The sequence below is a fragment of the Desulfitobacterium chlororespirans DSM 11544 genome (assembly GCF_900143285.1).
Classification (GTDB): domain Bacteria; phylum Bacillota; class Desulfitobacteriia; order Desulfitobacteriales; family Desulfitobacteriaceae; genus Desulfitobacterium; species Desulfitobacterium chlororespirans.
In genome coordinates, this window is sequence record NZ_FRDN01000010.1 from 68,320 (window position 1) to 87,216 (window position 18,897).

Sequence of the window (18,897 nt, forward strand, 5' to 3'; positions counted from 1 at the left end):
CCGGATAAAAAAAGTGAAGCAAGAGAATCGTTCCCTTGCTTCACGATGGTTATTATTTTTTAGGCTGGTTAGGTTTTTCCAGGACTGCATCAATCAGTCCGTATTCCTTGGCTTCCTCCGCTGTCATGTAGCGATCACGGTCTGTGTCCGCTTCAATTCGTTCGATGGTTTGGCCTGTGCGCTCAGCGAGAATGCGGTTCATTCGTTCTTTGACCCGGAGTAAATGCTTGGCATGGATCTCGATCTCGGTAGCCTGCCCGGAGATTCCGCCGCCGCCAATTAAGGGCTGATGGATAAGGATCTCGGCATTGGGAAGAGCCTCCCGCTTGCCTTTAGCCCCGGCGGTTAAGAGGAAGGCTCCCATGCTGGCCGCCAAACCGACGCAGATAGTATGAACGTCGGCGCGAATGTATTGCATGGTATCATAAATAGCCATACCTGCGGAGATGGATCCTCCCGGGCTATTGATATATAAGAAAATATCCTTCTCAGGATCTTCCGCTTCCAGGAAAAGCATTTGGGCGACGACCAGATTGGCTACATCATCGGTAACCGGTCCCCCTAAGAAGATGATACGATCTTTTAGCAGTCTTGAATAAATATCATAGGAACGCTCGCCACGATTGGTTTGTTCAATGACCATTGGCACTAAATAGCTCATTAAGAATCCTCCTTGTCTGTTCTTTAACCAGTAACTTGTCTGTTGTTAACCAGTAATCATTAATTGTTCTCACTATATCCTTTCCCGATACTCTTATTTTAGTACAAAGGTCAATAAAGGTCAAATATAAATTAGCGACAAATTATAACTCGTCGGCCAGCTTACTCAGGTAATGACCGACTTTTTTTACCCCTTCCACCATGGCGGCGATATTTTGGGTATTGCCGGCCTGCTCTTGGTTAATTTTGCCGCTCTGGCTCACACCTGCTGCGACAGCTTCGATGGTATCCCGAAAGTTCTTCAGAATGACCTGGATGTCATTGGCCGAACGGCTGCTGTCCTCGGCAAGCTTGCGCACCTCTCCTGCCACCACTTGGAAGCCCCGTCCCTGTTCTCCCGCCCGGGCAGCCTCGATGGCGGCATTAAGACCCAATAAATTGGTCTGGTTGGCGACCCGCCGAATAAAGTCGAGAATTTCTTCTGTGGCTTTAACCTGCTCATGGCCTTTCTGCGCCTGCTCTGCCACCGACACCCCAATCGAAGCTACCTCATGGGAGGAGGCGACCATTTCTTCTATAGCCGCCGCTGCCTGATCGATGGACGCTGTCAGGGTTTGAACCTGATTCCGAATGGTGCCCTTAATTTCTTCATCCCGTATAGTGGTAACGACCATACCGGTGGCCACCTTGGCAATGGGTGTAATAATGGCTAAGGGCCCGGCAATGCCAAAGCTTCCGATCTTGGCTCCATTGAGCTTAATCGCCAGGCTGAACCCTTCCTTCATGCTTCCCCCTGATCGTTCAGCATCTTCTTCAGTAACCACCGCGGTATCCTGGTTACTCGTTAAAATCTTTTGACTTCCTGCATGGATCACACCCAGCCGGGCTTTGGCCGAGTCGGCAATAATGCGGGCCGAAGGATCGCACACGATACTATGGTACCCGCTTTGATCATAAATAAATTCTACTATTCTATTGGCGATAGCCGAAGTTAATTCCATCGTCGCACCCCTTTATCTGTTCTTGCTGTACATGCTATAAGAGATATTCCAGAGAATATCCTAAGTATATTCGGCATAGTGAGGATTGCCTTCAGAATTTCTTGTCAAAGAGTTCTTGCTGCACTCTATATATTCCTTTTTATTATGGAATAAAAGTATATGCCAATAATGCGAAAGAGCAGTGCAAACCGAAGTTTGCACTGCTTAAGTCTTAACTTTTTCACCTGAATCCTCTTCAGCTTATTGAACACATTATGGAGAACAAAGAGCAAGTCCCCTTAGCGGGCTGCTTGTTTTGCTCCTTTTTTACCTGCTTGGTAGGATTCAGCGAGAATTTGAACGGTATGCATGACATTTTCATGCAAGCCGGCATTCATCACACCACTGGTCAGTTGCAAACGGCAGGCCGGGCAGCCGGTGACCACTGTATCAGTATGAGTTTGGGCAATGTCCGCAATTTTCTTGGCGCCGATCTGACCGGACAGATCCGGATGAACCAGATAGAAGGAGCCGGCCATGCCGCAGCAACGATCCGGTTTCTTCATCTCAATAAATTCCAGACCGGGAATGGAGTTGAGAATCTCACGGGGTTCTTGATTGACCCCTTGACCACGGTTTAAGTGACAGGGATCATGATAGGTCACTTTGCGTTGAACAGGTCCCAGCCCTTCTTTCTTATAGGGAACCTTGTGAATCAGAAATTCCGCTATATCATAGGTCCGGGCTGCCCATTTATCTGCTAAAGCTTTCATTTCCGAATCCTCTTCGAAAATCTGCGGGAAAGTGTGCTTCCATGCTTCCCCACAGGAAGAACAGTTGGAAATGATCACATCAGGGTTCAGTTTCTCAAAAGCCAGCAGATTGCGGCGAGCGCAAGCCTTGGCCGATTCAACATCCCCATTGACGGCTGCGGGAGTTCCACAGCAGCCCTGATCTTTAGGAACGACAATTTCACAGTCGTTTTCCTTTAGGACATCGACGACAGCCTTACCCATATCGGTGTAGAAGTAGTTGGTCATACAGCCGATATAGTAGCCCACCCGCATTTTGGGCTCTTTTACTTTGGTGACTTCAGGAAGTTCATCTTTTAGGGGGCGGGAAGCAAGGTTGGGCAGGATCTTTTCCTTACCGATGCCGATATCAATACGGAGACGAGCTCCTTTATCACTACCGTGAACACGTTTCATGGCCAGCCCTTGGAAAGTGCTTCCCATCTTCATGCCAAAGTCAAAGAGACGGTTGGCTTTGAGGGCGGTAAAGGCAATCTTCTTGACTGGATGGAGGCCTTTTTTACGAACGGCTTCGGCCCGGGCTGCCAGAATAATTTTATCAAAGCGAACTCCACAAGGACAAATCTTATTGCAGGCCATACAGGTGGTGCAGAGGGATAGACGGTCGGCAATGCCTTCTGTCATCTCTACCTCACCATTCATGACCATCTGAACCAAGCTGATTTTCCCCCGTGCCACAGAGACTTCCCGGCGGTTTTCTTTATAGATGGGGCAAACTTCTTGGCAGTTTCCGCATTTCATACATTTATTCAATTCGTCTTGGATGGAGTCAAGTGAACTGTAAATACTCACCTTAGTCCCTCCTCACCATTTTACCAGGGTTAATACGATAATCAGGGTCACATGCTTCCTTGATATCTTTCAGGAGCTTTACACCGGCCTCACCGAATTCCAGGGGTAAGAACTTGGCTTTAGCCATGCCGATACCATGCTCACCGGAAAGAGTTCCGCCCAAGGATACGGCTACTTGGAAGATTTCCTCGACAGCCTTATCGACGCGCTCCATTTCTTCCTTGTTGTTTTCATCGGTCAGAATCGTGGGATGGAGATTGCCATCACCGGCATGACCGAAGGTTCCGATCAAGAGATCATATTTTTCAGCGATTTGGCGGATAGCTTTAATCATGTGGGGAATCTTGCTGCGGGGTACAGTAGCGTCCTCCAGTACAGTGGTCGGTCTGCGCTGAGCCAGGGCAGGCAAAGCATTCCGACGAGCCAGCCAGATTTTGTCCCGTTCTTCATCGGTCTTAGCCACATTGATTTCTACAGCGCCCTGCTCTTTAAGAATCTTCTCTACCAGAGCTGCTTCACGCTCAACGGCTTCCTTATAGCCATCTACTTCACAGAGCAAAATTGCTTCTGCATCCACAGGAAGTCCGGCATGGGTGAAGTTTTCTACCGTGCGGATGGTGATATTGTCCATAATCTCCAAGGTAGCAGGAATGACCTTGTTGCGGATAATGGCTGCGATGGCATTTCCTGCTTTATCGATATCATCAAATACTCCAAGGAGTGCTTTTCTGGCTTCGGGTACAGGATTCAGCTTGACAATGATCTCGGTGATGACACCCAGAGTTCCTTCTGAACCGGTGAATAAAGCAGTCAGATCATAACCAGTAACATTCTTCACCGTTTTGCCGCCCCATTTGATGATATCCCCATTAGCGCGAACCAGTTTCATGCCCATAACATAATGCTTGGTCACACCATATTTCAGCCCACGCAGACCACCGGAGGACTCGGAGACAGAACCGCCCATGGTCGCAGTTTTTACCGTACCGGGATCGGGAGGATAGAAAAGGCCATGCTCTAAGGCCGCATCGTTTAAATCCTGAATGATCACACCGGGTTGAACGGTCGCCGTCAGGTTCTCAGCGTCCACCTCGATGATCTGGTTCATATGCAGCATGGACATGACAATGCCTTTTTCAATAGGAATAGTCCCGCCGCTGAGGTTAGTAGCCGATCCCCGTGGATAAACGGGAAGATCGTACTTGGTGGCAATCTTCATGACTTCAGAGACTTGTTCCGTGGTCTTTGGGGTAATAAAGACATCCGGAGTTTGATGGGGCATAGCTGCTGTGGCGTCATAAGAGTAGGACAGGAGTTCTTCATGCTCCGTGACCACATTCTCCTTGCCCAGGACTTGGATCAGTTCATTCAAAGCTTCCGCTTTTAACATAACAATAAATCCTCCTTATGTGGAATTAAAATAATGAATAAGCTATAATGATTACGTATCTATTGGTCTGACCATCCTATGATACGCTGTGTTATTACACTATACTATTCGGTGAGATTTGATAAATTCCTACATTGGGAAAAAAAGAACTTTTAGATTAAAAAAAACTTTCTGATTATACCTTATTTATTCGCATTTTCAGATTTGGGAATGAATTTGCCTGGCCCGGCGAGGGAAATGCGAGGAATTAGATGTTACAGGGTACTAGCCCCTGCCCTGTGCAATATGATATAATTTTTACACAAGTAAGAATTATTAAACAAAATCAAGCAGTGATCAATGATCAAAATTGCGAGGTAAAAGAAATGGATATTCGACCGATCAAAAGCAAACGGACCACTGAAATTATCTTAGATCAAATTAAAGAGCTTATTGTGAAAGGCGAACTTTCTCAGGGGGATAAGCTCCTTACTGAAAATGAGCTTTCGGAACGTTTCCAGGTCTCACGGACTTCGGTCCGGGAAGCCCTGGCTGCTCTAAGCTTAACAGGAATTTTAGAGATTCGCCAAGGGGGCGGCATCTATGTCAAAGCTAATGCCTCCAACGCTATTATCGAGCCCTTGACTTTTATTCTCCTGTTGGAAAAGGATAAGCTGCAGAATATTCTTGAGGTCCGCAAAGCTTTGGAAGTGGAAGCTGCCGGTTTAGCCGCCCTTCGCCGCAACGAGGAAGAGCTGGCAACCCTTAAAGAACTCATCGAGCATATGGAGCAGGATTTGCCGGGTGCCCAAAACAGCGAGGCCCTTGATTTAAAATTCCATCTGACCTTAGCAAAGGCCAGTGAGAATCCTCTCCTCGACCGGATGATGAATACTGTCCAGGAAATTATGGGCCAGACTTTGCAAGTGACCCGGGCCCTTTGGATGTCGGCTACCACCGAAGGAACTTCATACCGGCTTTTTGAAGATCACCGCAATATTTACGAAATGATCCGGGAGCAAAATGCGGATATGGCCCGTAAATTGACTTATGAACACCTGCGCAAAGTGGAGTTGGCGCTGGGTAAGTATCGGGAAGAAGAATGAAATTTAAATAGGCAATGAAAGAGGAGGGCGATGCCCTCCTCTTTCATTTGCTAACTCAGGTGAATCATATTCACCCAGGATGAATCAAGGAACCTGTCCCCTTATTCACCCATATTAGACTGTGACGGTTTCACTGGATTCTGAGGTTGCTTTTCTTTTACCCTTTCTTTTCAGGAAATTCTTAAAGTCTTCATTGATGGTGTAGATTACCGGAACCAGAATGAGTGTGGAAAGGGTGGATAGAACCATACCAAAGATAACCACGATAGCCATGGGAGCCATCGTCTCTGAGCCCTCCCCGATGCCCACAGCCATGGGAATAAGGCCCAGCGCCGTAGCCAGTGAGGTCATCATAATGGGGCGCAAACGGATGGGACCGGCATTCTCAATGGCTTCTTCACGGCCATCGCCCATCTCACGGCGCTTATTAATATAGTCTACCAACACAATGGCATTACTTACTACGATACCCGTAAGGAGAATGAGCCCGATAAAGGCAGGAACGCTGATCGTACTCCTCGTAATAAAGAGGCCGAGCATTCCTCCTGAAAAGCCCATGGGCAGCGAGAAAATGATCGTGAAGGGATGGATCAGGGACTCAAACTGAGCGGCCAGAATCATGTAGACAAGGACAATAGCCAGGATTAGAGCCATGCCTAAGTCTTGGAAGGATTTAACCATTTCTTCATTTTCTCCGCCCATTTCATAGGTGTAGCCATTGGGAAGAGGGTAGCCCTTGAGCTTGGCTTGAATATCATTGGTGACGCTGACCAGATCCCGGCCGACAAGATCACTGCTCACATGAACGACACGGGCCTGGCCTGAACGTTCGATGGCTGTTGGGCCGCGTTCAATGGTCACTTCGGCAATCTGGCTTAAGGGCACATCTGTACCAAGGGGTGTTGTGATGGGGGTTTGTTCTAAATTGGATAGGGATTGCTTAAAGGTATCATCTCCTGTGATGACCACGTTGATCTCTTTTCCTTCGTAGCGATATCTTGTGGCCGTGGTCCCGGAAAGAGTACCTTTCAAACCATTGGCAATCTGATAGGCGGTAAGCCCGTATTTGGAGGCCTTCTCCCGGTCAATTGCCACCTGGACTTCAGGAATCCCTTCACCCATGCTGGTTTTTACTTCCCGGGTTCCTTCCACAGAGGCCACCATGGCCTGAATATCTGTGGCAATCTGTTGCAGCTGGTCGAGTTCGTCCCCTTTAATGGCTATATCGATAGGGGTTGTCGTTCCCATGGACATCATATCGGTCACCGCGACTTCGATTTTGGCTCCGGGAATATCCTTCGTCAAAGCACGAAGTTCCTCGGCCACTTCATCAACACTGCGCTCCCGCTCCATGAGCGGAACCAGCTGAATCGTGATGGAGCCAGAATTCCCTGATGCACCACCGAAGGACATCAGTCCTCCCCCTCCGACCTGAGCGAAGGCTGTTTGGACTTCCTCAATACCTTCCAGGTGTTTTTCCACTTCGGCAATGGCGGCATCGGTATCTTCTAATTGAGCTCCTTCAGGCAGTTTCACACTAACTGTCATCTGCCCCGCGTCGGAGGAAGGCATGAATTCTGCTCCCACAAATAAGGTGGTAGCTCCGGAGAGAACAAAGATGAGAATGGATCCCACAACGATGGTTTTGCGATGACCAAGAGCATAGTGAAGAAAGCGCCGATAGCTTTTTTCAATCCGGCCAAAACCGTTATCAAAGCCCCGGCCAAAGCCGTCAAAAAGGCCTCTGAGCCCTTTTCGGCCCACCGGAATCTCCCCAACCTTCATGATTTTAGCGGATAAGGCGGGAACCAAGGTCAGGGATACGAGCAGAGAGGCACCTAAGGATATCCCTACGGTGAGAGCAAGATCCCGGAAAAGGGTGGCTGTCAGGCCTTCCACGAAGACAATGGGTAAAAATACGGCTACGGTGGTCAAGGTCGATGCCGTAATCGCCATTCCTACTTCTGACACCCCTTTAATGGCGGCATCAAATTTGGAATGTCCGGCCTCCCGGAAGCGGTAGATGTTTTCCAGAGCTACGATATTGTCGTCAACCAGACGCCCCATGGCCAGACTCAAACCGCCTAAGGTCATCATATTGATGCTGACATCCATAAAATACAGACAAGCAAAGGTCGCCATAACGGCAATGGGGATGGCGGTTGCTGTAATAAAGGTGGTGCGCAGGTTATGGAAAAAGATAAAGAGGATGCCGATGGCCAGAATACCGGCAAGAAGGGCTTCTTTGAATACGGTATTAATGGTCTCTTTGATGTACACCGATTCATCATAGACTGTGTCCAAGGTCAACTCCGGGAATTCTGCTTTTAATTCGCCGATAGCGTTGTTAATATCATCGGCAACGGCCACGGTGTTGACCCCGGATTGTTTCTGAATGGCAATGCTGACACTTTGTAAGCCGTTGGTGCGGGAAATAGTGGTCACATCGGTATGGCCAAGTTCCACATCAGCAATATCCTTTAACCGGACCTGCCCCCCTGTGTTGAGAGGAATCAGGAGATTCTCTATCTCTTGGAGAGTTTGAAACTCACCTGTGGTACGGATGGTTAGATCCTGGTTGCCCTTTTTAACTTCCCCGGCGGGAGAATTAAGGTTTTCTGCCGCAAGGACACTGGACAGAGTATTGATGCTTAGACCATAGCCTTGCATTTTTTCCTGATGGGTTTTGATTTTTACTTCATTTTCGTAGCCACCGCTGATGGAGACTGAGGCAACACCTTTGACCCGTTCAATCCGCGGCTTGATTTCATCCTCGGCCAGGGCCTGCAACTGGGCTAAATCCACATTTGCCGAGGACATGGTCAGTTGCATGATGGGCATCATGGAGATGTCGATTTTGAGAACCATCGGAGAACCGGCCCCTTCGGGCAAAGCGAATTTGATCATATCGACCTTTTCGCGCATTTGCAGAGTGGCAAAGTTCATATCGGTTCCCGTTTTAAAGGAGGCCATGACGATGGACGTTCCTTCTGTGGTGGTGGAGGTTACGATATCAATATTTTCGGTAGAAGATACGGCTCCTTCAATAGGGTTCGTAATCAATTTCTCAATTTCCTGAGGGCCAACTCCCGAATAGTCTGTCATGACGATGGCCATGGGAAGTTCAAACTCCGGAAAAAGGTCAATGGGCAGACGGGTTAAGGAGACGGTTCCTAAGAGAATAACGATCAAAACCACCATGATAATGGTAACAGGGCGCTTGACGGAGGTTTCCGCTAGTTTCAAGATTCGCTCCCCCCTACCACCTTGACTTTGCTTCCTTGCTCAACTAAGGTTTGACCTTTGACAATCACTTGCTCCCCTGCCTGCAGGCCTTCGCGGATCTCCACCTCAGCTCCGGTATCGAGCCCGGAGAGCACTTTCTTGGCGACAGCGCGCTCCTCTTCAACCACAAAGACTACATATTCTCCGTTTTTCAAAACAACGGCTTCACTGTTGACAGCAAGGACATTCTCTTTGGTTTCGGTGGGAATCTCTACTTTAGCAAACATGCCCGGCTTAACCAGGTTTTCTGTATTCTCAATGGTCACTTTAACAGGATAGAGACCGAGCTGTTGATTCGCTGCCGGAGCAAGGCTGGTTAAGACGCCTTTGATCTCCTTTTGCCCGGCGGAATTAATAATAACGGTTGCTTCTTGTCCCACTTTCAGGGTATTGACAATATTCTCAGGAACACTTAAGGAAACATAAAGGGCATCCAATTGGGTAATGGTCACGGCAGCCATGGCTTGAGAAGCCATTTGTCCCACCACCACATTAAGAGCGGCAATGGTTCCGCTGACGGGTGCCGTTACGGTCATATCGGATATAGCGTCATAAGCCTGGTTATAGCCCAGTTGAGCCTGCTCCATCTGGAGCTGAACTGCTTTAAGGTTATTCTCCAAGGAAGTGACTTGATCTTCTATGCCTTCAAACTGGACTTTGGAAATAGCTCCGGCTTCGTAAAGGGCTCTTTGCCGTTCCAGATTCTCCTTCGCCGAATCCAGAGAATCTTTGGTCATTTGATAGGACAGCTCCGCACTTTTTACGGCTATCGCCGCCCCATCGACAGATTTCTGCAGGTCAACCGTATCCATCGTGAAGAGTATTTGTCCTGCCTGGACCGTATCCCCTACCTTCACGTTAATATTGGTAACTTTTCCCGGCATTTTAGGAACGATGGAAACCTCTTGATCTGAGATGACCTTCCCACTGAAAACTACCGTCTCTACTAAAGTCTTGGCCGCAGCCGACTGAACTTCAACAGGAATATAGGATTCTTCTTCAACCACCGCCTGTGCTGCTTGGGAACCGCACCCCGTAGCGGTCAGGGTCAACCCGATGATTAGGGCAGCTGATAATAAACGAAACCTTAACTTCATATAATCGTAATCCTCCATTTGGGTCTAAGCCCTAAGTTTTTAATGTGCAAGGAAATTTTGTTCTTTTATTATGTTCTCTTTTTAATAAGTCCGGATAATAAATGTATGTCAACTACTAAAAGACGGCGGGTTTTAGTAAAGGAGACCTGTCAGGATGGTCTTAGCAATCCCCGTATGATCGATCTCCTGAGGAGTAAAGTTATCTTCCATAAGTTTTTTGAATGTGTATTGATTCACTCCTCCGATGATTACCGCAACAGCCATCTCCGGATCGATATCAGAACGAATCTCCTGGATTTCCATCCCTTTTCTAACCTCATCTTCGATGGTTTTATAGACTAAACTCCAATCGCTCTTCATCTGTGTCTTCATGTCTTCGGGCATGGCTTGATGGGCAATATGTGAATTCATCAGCACGGCATGGGCGTTCAAAAACGCTGCACCATACATGGATAAGTTCCGGATTTTACCCAGCATGTCTTCCCCTTCCGCCAAGGTCTTTATTAGCCCTTCTTGGAAGCACTTAGTGCAATAGCGGATCATTTCTAAAAGCAAGGCATTCTTACTGTCAAAGTACTCGTAAATCGTACCTTTTCCTACCCCCGCCTCCTTGGCGATATCCTCCATCTTTGCCCCCTCAAATCCTACCCCGGAAATGACTTTGAGAGCTGCCTTGAGGATTTCTATGCGCTTCTCTTCTTTTCCCACGTTAAGGATCCTCCGTTTTAATTCTTGCAAAGCGAACCCGACCACTGTCTTGTCAAGTAACGCTTTTTGATCACTTTTAAATTATCACACTTGCTTTAACTCATATCCCCCCTTCTGAAGACCATTTCGGCAAGCCTATTAGAACTTTACCTATCTTTGCAATCGCAATAATATAGATTATTAAATTGAGCATCTGTTCAGAACCGACTGTTCGGTCAGTCTATATTATTGTAATGCCAGATGCTTTGTGGAGTCAAATTAAATTCCATTTTTTAATCTATTTTTAATGTAGCTGTATTAACTCCAGCAAAGGGCTGTAGCCATAATTCAAGATTACAAAAAGAAGTCCTCCCACGATCCCCCCCACCAGGGAGCCATTGATACGGATCCATTGGAGATCATTGCCTGCCTTATCTTCGATGAAATGGTTGAGTTCCTCATTACTTAAGCTCTCCAGAGTATCACGGACGGTTTGGCCGATCATTGCATGTTCGCTTTGTAAGGCTTGGGCCAACACATCCTGCACAAATTGATCAACCAGAGCATGGAAATGAGTGTCTTCCTTTAGCGCGGACCACCAAGCAGCCAGCATCGGTTCCAGTACATCGGTAAGTCCCTGACCGGAAGGAAGCCTCCCTGCTTTAAGGCTGACTTGAGCCTGCTCCAGAAGGCTGGCCAGGAAAGGCTGAAGCGTGGTTTCTGCAAACAGGGTGTTTTTCCAGCTCTCCAGAGTATTTAGTGCATCAGGATCCCGCTCCCAGCTTTGCAGTTTCTCAAGTATAAGTTCCTTTAGCTGACCTCTTACGGGATGATAAGGTGCCTGGAGCTCTCTTAAATGGAGGATGAGCTCGATCTGCAAGTCCTCTGCTGCCTCATCCAGATTGATGCCGTCGGTGACCTGAAACAGCCCCAGGATCGTTTTCTGAAGCTTGCCCCCGTTGCCTATTTGTTTTTCCTGGATTTGCCCGAGAACTTGAATCAACAGTTCCTTGGCTCGGGGCGTGGTGGCCAAGTCTATACCTTTGTCGATTCCCTCCTTGAGCAAGGGGTCAAGTTCATCCTTTTCAACTATGATACGTAGCTTGGCAAGAAAAAGTTTCGCTAATCCTGAATCCATAAGTTTATTTTTGATCATAGATTCTAAAACTGCAGCGGACTCAGGTATCTTCAGGTTTTCGCACCCTTTCCCTAAAGCTGTGCCCAGCTTTTCGGCAAGAAATGATGCTCCTCCGGATTTTTCTATTTTACTGATCAACCAGGGACTGAGGCGGAAACCTTGTATTTTTTGGCGCAGGAGATTCTCACTGAGCAGTTCGTTTTGAACCATGATTACTATGGCTTCCACCATCTTCTCCCGATTGCGGGGAATCAAGGCCGTATGATAGGGCCAGCCTAAAGGTTTACGGAATAAGGCCGTCACGGCAAACCAGTCCGCCAGTCCACCGACAAGGGCTGCCTCACTGACAAAGAGGAAGAAGTGAACCCCTGGAGCCGTGGGATAGGTGAACCTTAATCCTGCCGCAATGAGAAATATTATAAAAACGCTTCCCAGAACTCTATTGGCTTTACGATGATAGTCCATGGCTTGTCCTCCGAATTTTTGGTGTTTCTTTTATGGACGAAAAAGTTGACTCAGACCAATAGCTGACTTGCCAGATAGATGGCTATACCCGCTACCCCTCCGACTACAGAGCCATTAATCCGAATCATCTGCAAATCATCCCCGGCTTTGGATTCAATCAATTCCACGAGCATCTCATTGGAGTATTTCTCCAGTCCTTCATGGACGATCTCGCCAATTTTCTCATGTTTATTATCGAGAAAAGGAATCAAGAGACTTTGGACATGTTGATTAAAACCATGGCGTTTTTCCGGACTTTCATTTAAGGAAAGAACGCCTTCATCCAGGCTTTGCCAAAGCTGCTTCTTTAAAGTAAGGGCACTTTCCGGGGTATGAAGCTTTTGGATGAGCTCCGCGGTAAGAGCCTCTGTTAACTTGGCATACATTGTCCCCATCAGAGGGGCCTTTTCCAACCACTCCAGAACCTCCCTGCCGGTTTGCTCCTCCAACAGATACTCAGCGAGCTGTCTTTGAAGACTGTGGGCCAGCTGAGAAGGCTCGGGCAGAAACATGGCCAGGAACTTGCGGGAGGAATTCTGGCTTATATAGCGCTCGATGGATTTTTCCAGCCAACGGGTCAGCCAAAGATGGATCTCGGTCTCCTGAACCCAGTGGCTAAGGTTGTCCAGCAGGGCGGCAACAGCCTTTTTTCCCTCCTGGCTGGCTAATAAATTACGGAAAGCTTTTTCAGCCAAAGGGATAAACTGCTCTTCCCGTATACTTGTCTGCTCCAAAAGTGCCAGGCTCTCTTGTTGCAATTCCTGGACGCTGTCCCTCAGGTTCTCCTGAAACTGCTGCAGACACCGGGTAAGAATGTCTTGCAGAGAATCTCTATCCAGTGCCTTCCAGACAGCCGTGGCCGGAGCGGCAAAATCATAGGTTTCCACTTTGGTTTTCAAAACCTCATGGGAAAGCAATTCATTTTCCACCATGGACCGTAAAGCCAGAAATATTCGTTCCCGGTTGCGGGGGATAATCTCTGTACGGAAGACCTTTCCTGCCGGTACTCCCAAAGGGCGCCGAAACAGGGCATTGACTGCAAACCAGTCGGCAAGTCCCCCCACCAAGGCAGCTGAACAACCGCTCGTCACAAGCCCTCCCCAGAAGGCGCTCTGGAATGGATAGGCTGCAGCCAAACCGAGGGCTGAAAGGCCGAGAGCGATATTGGCCTTGCGATAGGTGCCGCCGTGGGCTCTCTTTTCTTTGGGGATGGAGAATTGATCGTTGTTTATCATCTTTTTCACCTTATCAGTATTTAATGTCATAGGAAAATTTTCCTCGCCGGGCAATGAGCGTTTTAAGTGTTACAGAGTACTGATATCTATGAAAATCTCTGCAGCCGGATTAATCTTTCTTAGTATACCACGTTTTTTCGGAGTATGAAAAAGGCCTTCTCCAGTGGAGAGGCCTTAGTCTAATTCTAGCTCATTACAGATGCTCTTGGGGTGATTGAGGGGAATTTCAGGGAATCCCAGCCAAAAACATAATGCATATAGGCAAAAGCAGAAATGGGGTTAAAATGACCTTTGCTTAACTCCAAACCTCCTGCATAGACTGATCCTGAGGGTGTGTAGCGGTCGATCTGCCTGAGGATCTGATTGCGGATCTCCATGCAGCGTGATGCCGGGGTTCTCCGGGCATTGCCGTGGGCCGGGAAATAAGCTTTGGCACCCAGGAATTCTACCCGTTCCAAGGCCCGCATATAACTGGGGAGTCCGCTGACTATTGCTCCATTTTCCAGCCATGCTCCCGGATAGGGAACCACATCGGGCAGGAGGAAATCTCCGGAGAAGAGCAGCCCCAGGTCTTCTTCGTAATAAGACATATGACCTGCAGTATGCCCCGGTGTCAGGATGGTCTTGAGGGTGCCGTTGCCGGCTTGGATCACTTCTCCAACCTCTATCTTGCCGACTTCTTCCGGGAGTGCTGTGAGATAGGCCAGTTTTTTATTGTATTTTAAAATCATGGCCAGCTGCTCTGGGGGCACTCCCCAAACCTGCCCGGCATATTCTTCAAAAACCTTAAAGCTTTTGCCGCTGCAAAAATCAACCCATTCTTCATAATCCCGCTTCCCGATCAGAATCCGGGCACCGTCTTTTCTTAAGCTCTCCGCTCTCCCCGCATGATCCACATGCCAATGGGTAAGCAGGACTTGTTCCAGGCGCTGAATGCCCAATTCCTGCAGGGCTTCTTGAATGGTTTGATAAACTTCAGGGGTATTCGTTCCCGCATCGATCAATGTGGGTACTTTGCCACGGAGAATGTACAAGTTAACATGTTCTTCGCTTAAATCAATGGCAACTTTCAGGCAAAAGATTTCAGGCGCAATTTCTTTTAATTCCATCTCATATCTCCCCTCAAAGCCCTCTTCATTTCAGGATTTATTTCTCCTCAGTCATTTGAGCTGACCTGCTCTTATTTGTGTATGATTGCAACATGTAGTACAATATAGCCATCTTTAATTTTCTAAGGAGGCTTTCTTGCCCATGAATCTGCAAACCCCGCCACAAACGACGACTCATCCCCAAGCAAAGCAGAAAGTAAAACATCCCTTTCAAGTGGTCTGCTCAGTATGCCAAAAGACCATCAGCTATTCCGGCAAGGATGGTGAAGTTTTCTTAGTCAAATGTGACAAGTGCGACGGCATTTAAGGTGAGACGGTCATGGATCCATGACCGTCTCTTTTTATTTAGCCTGAACACATTGTTCTCTCTTATTCTACCTCTTGCCTGGATTCAGGATCTATTCTTTTTTACCTAACTTTTACCTGACTTTTTCACCTAAACTCTTTGAGCGAGAACTTCAGCGATATCCAAGGCTTTGGTTTTGTCCCCGGCCTCTTCTTTGGCGCTGATGCCGTCATTGATCATGGTGAGACAGAAAGGACAGGCTGTACCGATGATATCAGCCCCGGTAGCCATGGCTTCATTGGTACGCAGTTCATTGATGCGCTCTCCGCCATGCTCTTCCAGCCACATCCGTCCGCCGCCGGCACCGCAGCAAAAGCTCTTGTCCTTCGTCCGCTTCATCTCGATCACTTTTAAACCGGCAGCCTTAAGGATTTCCCGCGGCTCGCTGTAGATCTTATTATAACGCCCCAGATAGCATGAGTCATGGTAAGTTACTTTAAGATCCTTACCCAGGCTTTCCAAATCCTTGAGCCTGAGCTTTCCGCTGTCTAAAAGCTCCTTAAGATAGGTGGTATGGTGAACAACCTCATACTTGCCGCCCATTTGAGGGTAATCATGGCAAAGGGTTTGGAAACAATGAGGGCATTGGGTGATGATCTTTTTGACGCCATAACCATTCATCACTTCAAGGTTCTCAGCGGCTAAAGTTTGGAAGAGGAACTCATTGCCCAGTTTACGGGCTGAGTCTCCGCAACATTTTTCCTCATTGCCGAGAATGGCGAAATTCACATTGGCTGCCCGCAGGAGTTTAACAAGGGCTGCGGACACCTTTTGGTTGCGGGCATCGAAAGCCCCGGAGCAACCGGGCCAATAGAGAATTTCTGCCTCAGGATTCTCTTCCAGGGTGGGAACATCCAGCCCTTTCAGGAATTCTTCCCGCTTGTTCCAGCCGATGCCCCAAGGATTGCCGTTGTTTTCCATATTGCGGAAAGCAAGCTGGGCCTCGCTGGGGAAACGGGATTCCATCAGCACAAGATTTCTTCTCATTTCCACGATTTTGTCCACATGCTCTACGAAGACGGGACATTGCTGTTCACAGGAGCGACAGGTGGTACAATCCCAAATGTCCTGCTCCTGAATCACTTCACCAATCAAGCCGCGACCGGGAGGTATTGCCAAAGCAGCCGTTCCTTCCACCGCCGTGGCTGTCTCCCCGGAAGCCATCACACCTGCTTGCCGGCCTGCCCCTGCCTGTTTGGCCTCTTTTTTGGCTTGGCAAACAGCTTGATATTCCTCCTCGGCCCGGACTTTAATATCCTGGATGATCTGCTTAGGGTTGAGGTGCTTACCGCTGACGGTGGCAGGACAGTTCTCTTGGCAGCGTCCGCAGCGTATGCAGACATCCGAGTTAAATATAGCCTTCCAGGAGAGCTGCTTGAATTCGCTTAACCCGAAAGTTTCCTGGGATTCGTCTTCAAAATCGATCAACTCAGGGACACCCATCGGTTCCCGTTTACGCAGAAATTGGTTAAGCGGTCCCAGGAAAATATGAAAGAGCTTGGAGTAAGGCAAATAAGCTATGAACCCAAAGGCAACGAACATATGGAACCACCAGGTGAATTTATGCATAGCCAGCAGTTGTTCCTGGCTAAACATGGCCCGGAGGGGTTCAATCATCCAATAACCTGCAAAGCCATAAACAGCCCAGGGATCGTGCTCTCCGGCCATCCGGAAGCCTTGCAGCAGGAAACCTGTGACTAAAATGACAAAGACAAGGGTTAAGGCAATAAGGTCATCTTGTTTGTTGTCCAATTTATCCGGGCGCTTGACATAACGGCGGTAATAAAGGTACAAAACCCCAAGGGTGGCTAGCAATCCAAAGAGGTTCGTGGTTATCTTAATGAAGACATACAACGCCCCTTTGAAAATATTGATCCCAAAGTCTGCCTGCAAGGTGATGATGGCTGTGGCGAAGAAAAGGAAAATAAACCCGACCAGAACAGCCAGATGCATGACTCCCGGCGCAAAGTCTTTGAGAATTCTCTTGTGCCCAAAACCATAGATGATGATGTCTTTGATTCCTTGCCAGCTGTCCTTCCACCGGGTTTCCGGCTGCCCGATTTTCCAAAGGCGATAACGCCGGACAACGCCATAAGCGAAGGTTCCCAGCATAATTACTGCAAAAAAATACATGATAAGGTGATAATCAATATTCCAATAGATCTCCCGCGTAGGAGTCATACATTCCGACCTCCTTTTAACGACTTAACTGCACTATGCGCCGGCTCCATCCACTAAAGCTTCTACAATAAAGCTTCAAACATAAAACTTCTAAAGTCTGTTGATCAATTATTTATTGGATTTTCTCCAGATTTTCAATTTCTCTGCTTCTTGAATAAGCTCTTCACGAAAATCGGGGTGAGCCAGGCTGATGAGGCGTTCCGCACGCTGCCAGGTCGTGGCGCCTTTCAGATTCGCTTTACCGTGCTCAGTGACCACATATTGCACCATCGGCCGGGTATCCGTGACTACGGCGCCTTCAGTCAGCAGGGGGCGAATTCGGGAATGCTTTTTCCCTTCGGCATCGGTAAAGGTCGATTCCATACAAATGAAACTGCGGCCGCCTTTGGAGCTGTAGGCTGCATCGACGAAATCCAACTGTCCCCCGGCTCCGCTGATCATGCGGGGTCCAATCGTTTCCGAGCATACTTGCCCGGAAAGATCGATCTCTAAAGCATTATTGATCGAAACCAAATTATCGTTGCGGCTGGCAATAAAGCGATCGTTTGTATAATCCACGGGATATCCCGCTACTTGAGGATTGTTGTTGATGAAATCATAGAGTTTTTGGGTTCCCCCGGCAAAGGTATAGACCATCCGTCCCTTGTCGATTTGTTTCTTGCGCCCGGAGATCCGGCCGGCTTCCCACATATCCACATAGCTGTCCACCAACATTTCCGTGTGAACCCCCAGATCCTTGAGATCGGAAGCTGCGATCATCTGACCCAGGGCATTGGGCATAGCGCCAATTCCCAATTGGATGCAGTCCCCATCCCGCAGATCGTCGAGAACATACTGAGCAATTTTCTGATCCACATCGGTGACAAGTGCGGAGGGAATCTGAGGCATGCCGGTATGACCGCCCTCGACAATATAGTCCACATCGGAAATATGAATGTAGTTGCCATAGCCGCCATGGGCGATGGGCATATCTTCATTGACTTCGACGATCACGGTTTTGGCTTTGGCTGCGGCTGCCGGATAGTGAGAAATTGTGGGGCCAAAGTTAAAATTGCCATGTTGATCCATGGGGCTTACCTGAACCATGAACACATCAATGCGGCTGATGTTTTCGGCGATGTAGCGGGGAACCTCAGAATATCTTAGGGGGATATAGAAAGCCCGGCCCATCTCATAATACTTCCGATCAATAACGCTGAAATGCACACAATCCCAGGTGAAATGTTCTCCCCTGGGGTCTGCTTTAACGACGGCATGGGGACGCATGGAGACTCCGGCAAGGAGCTGAATATCGTGCAGTTCGGGGGTCCTTTGGGCTAAAGCCATGTCGAGAACAGGCAGAGTATTGGCGGCATAGGAGTAAATAATCCAATCTCCGCTCTTCACTACCCCTACCGCTTTATCCGGAGTGGTTAACTTTTTACGGTATTCTTCTACCCATGTTGACATATTGAATCCTCCCCATTTCTTTCATTACAATCCAGTCAAACCGGGCTTTCTCTTTCTGTTGCTCCGGTTTGGGTGGACAACGAGCTTAGGTTTTGCACATTCCTAAGCTCGCTTCCATCTGCAGTTAACCGTTCCTAAATTTCTTCC

The 18,897-nt window shown here is 48.2% G+C and carries 14 protein-coding genes; 2 read left to right on the plus strand and 12 right to left on the minus strand.

Annotated features, from left to right (window positions below; genetic code table 11):
• Window positions 1-52: 52 nt before the first annotated feature.
• The 4 genes from clpP to BUA14_RS16285 form a co-directional block, all read right to left on the minus strand.
• Window positions 53-661, minus strand: coding sequence for an ATP-dependent Clp endopeptidase proteolytic subunit ClpP (gene clpP, locus BUA14_RS16270; protein ID WP_072773580.1), 609 nt, complete (start codon window positions 659-661; stop codon window positions 53-55).
• A 142-nt stretch (window positions 662-803) separates the two neighbouring features.
• Complete coding sequence (locus BUA14_RS16275; RefSeq protein ID WP_072773581.1) at window positions 804-1,661, minus strand: sugar diacid recognition domain-containing protein; 858 nt, start codon at window positions 1,659-1,661, stop codon at window positions 804-806.
• A 278-nt stretch (window positions 1,662-1,939) separates the two neighbouring features.
• Entirely contained in the window at window positions 1,940-3,244 is a 1,305-nt protein-coding gene (locus tag BUA14_RS16280; protein WP_072773582.1) for a (Fe-S)-binding protein, read from the minus strand.
• 1 nt (window position 3,245) lies between these two features.
• Entirely contained in the window at window positions 3,246-4,634 is a 1,389-nt protein-coding gene (locus tag BUA14_RS16285) for an FAD-binding oxidoreductase (RefSeq protein WP_072773583.1), read from the minus strand.
• Between the two features lie 365 nt (window positions 4,635-4,999).
• Here BUA14_RS16285 and BUA14_RS16290 point away from each other — a divergent pair, with 365 nt between their 5' ends.
• Window positions 5,000-5,719: a FadR/GntR family transcriptional regulator gene (locus tag BUA14_RS16290; protein WP_178371716.1), complete on the plus strand. Its 720-nt coding sequence runs from the start codon at window positions 5,000-5,002 to the stop codon at window positions 5,717-5,719.
• 114 nt (window positions 5,720-5,833) lie between these two features.
• Here BUA14_RS16290 and BUA14_RS16295 read toward each other — a convergent pair whose 3' ends face one another.
• From BUA14_RS16295 to BUA14_RS16320, 6 genes are all read right to left on the minus strand, one after another.
• On the minus strand, window positions 5,834-8,965 hold the full coding sequence (locus BUA14_RS16295; RefSeq protein ID WP_072773584.1) for an efflux RND transporter permease subunit: 3,132 nt from the start codon (window positions 8,963-8,965) through the stop codon (window positions 5,834-5,836).
• A complete protein-coding gene (locus tag BUA14_RS16300; RefSeq protein WP_072773585.1) occupies window positions 8,962-10,101 on the minus strand; it encodes an efflux RND transporter periplasmic adaptor subunit in 1,140 nt (379 codons plus the stop codon). The genes BUA14_RS16295 and BUA14_RS16300 overlap by 4 nt, the downstream gene beginning before the upstream one ends.
• 132 nt (window positions 10,102-10,233) lie before the next feature.
• On the minus strand, window positions 10,234-10,809 hold the full coding sequence (locus BUA14_RS16305; RefSeq protein WP_072773586.1) for a TetR/AcrR family transcriptional regulator: 576 nt from the start codon (window positions 10,807-10,809) through the stop codon (window positions 10,234-10,236).
• A 283-nt stretch (window positions 10,810-11,092) separates the two neighbouring features.
• Complete coding sequence (locus BUA14_RS16310) at window positions 11,093-12,391, minus strand: DUF445 domain-containing protein (RefSeq protein ID WP_072773587.1); 1,299 nt, start codon at window positions 12,389-12,391, stop codon at window positions 11,093-11,095.
• Between the two features lie 50 nt (window positions 12,392-12,441).
• A complete protein-coding gene (locus BUA14_RS16315) occupies window positions 12,442-13,695 on the minus strand; it encodes a DUF445 domain-containing protein (RefSeq protein WP_143153474.1) in 1,254 nt (417 codons plus the stop codon).
• 155 nt (window positions 13,696-13,850) lie between these two features.
• Window positions 13,851-14,774 (minus strand): MBL fold metallo-hydrolase, encoded by a 924-nt coding sequence (locus BUA14_RS16320; protein ID WP_072773588.1) that lies wholly within the window; start codon window positions 14,772-14,774, stop codon window positions 13,851-13,853.
• Window positions 14,775-14,916: 142 nt separating this feature from the next.
• On the opposite strand from BUA14_RS16320, the gene BUA14_RS28005 reads away from it, so the two are divergent.
• Complete coding sequence (locus BUA14_RS28005; protein WP_178371719.1) at window positions 14,917-15,081, plus strand: hypothetical protein; 165 nt, start codon at window positions 14,917-14,919, stop codon at window positions 15,079-15,081.
• A 129-nt stretch (window positions 15,082-15,210) separates the two neighbouring features.
• Here the strand turns inward: BUA14_RS28005 and BUA14_RS16325 are convergent, their stop codons facing one another.
• Both BUA14_RS16325 and BUA14_RS16330 read right to left on the minus strand, forming a co-directional pair.
• A complete protein-coding gene (locus BUA14_RS16325) occupies window positions 15,211-17,301 on the minus strand; it encodes a heterodisulfide reductase-related iron-sulfur binding cluster (RefSeq protein WP_072773589.1) in 2,091 nt (696 codons plus the stop codon).
• A 108-nt stretch (window positions 17,302-17,409) separates the two neighbouring features.
• Window positions 17,410-18,750 carry an acetyl-CoA hydrolase/transferase family protein gene (locus BUA14_RS16330; RefSeq protein WP_072773590.1) on the minus strand — a complete coding sequence of 447 codons (1,341 nt, stop codon included), beginning with the start codon at window positions 18,748-18,750 and terminating at the stop codon, window positions 17,410-17,412.
• Window positions 18,751-18,897: the final 147 nt, after the last annotated feature.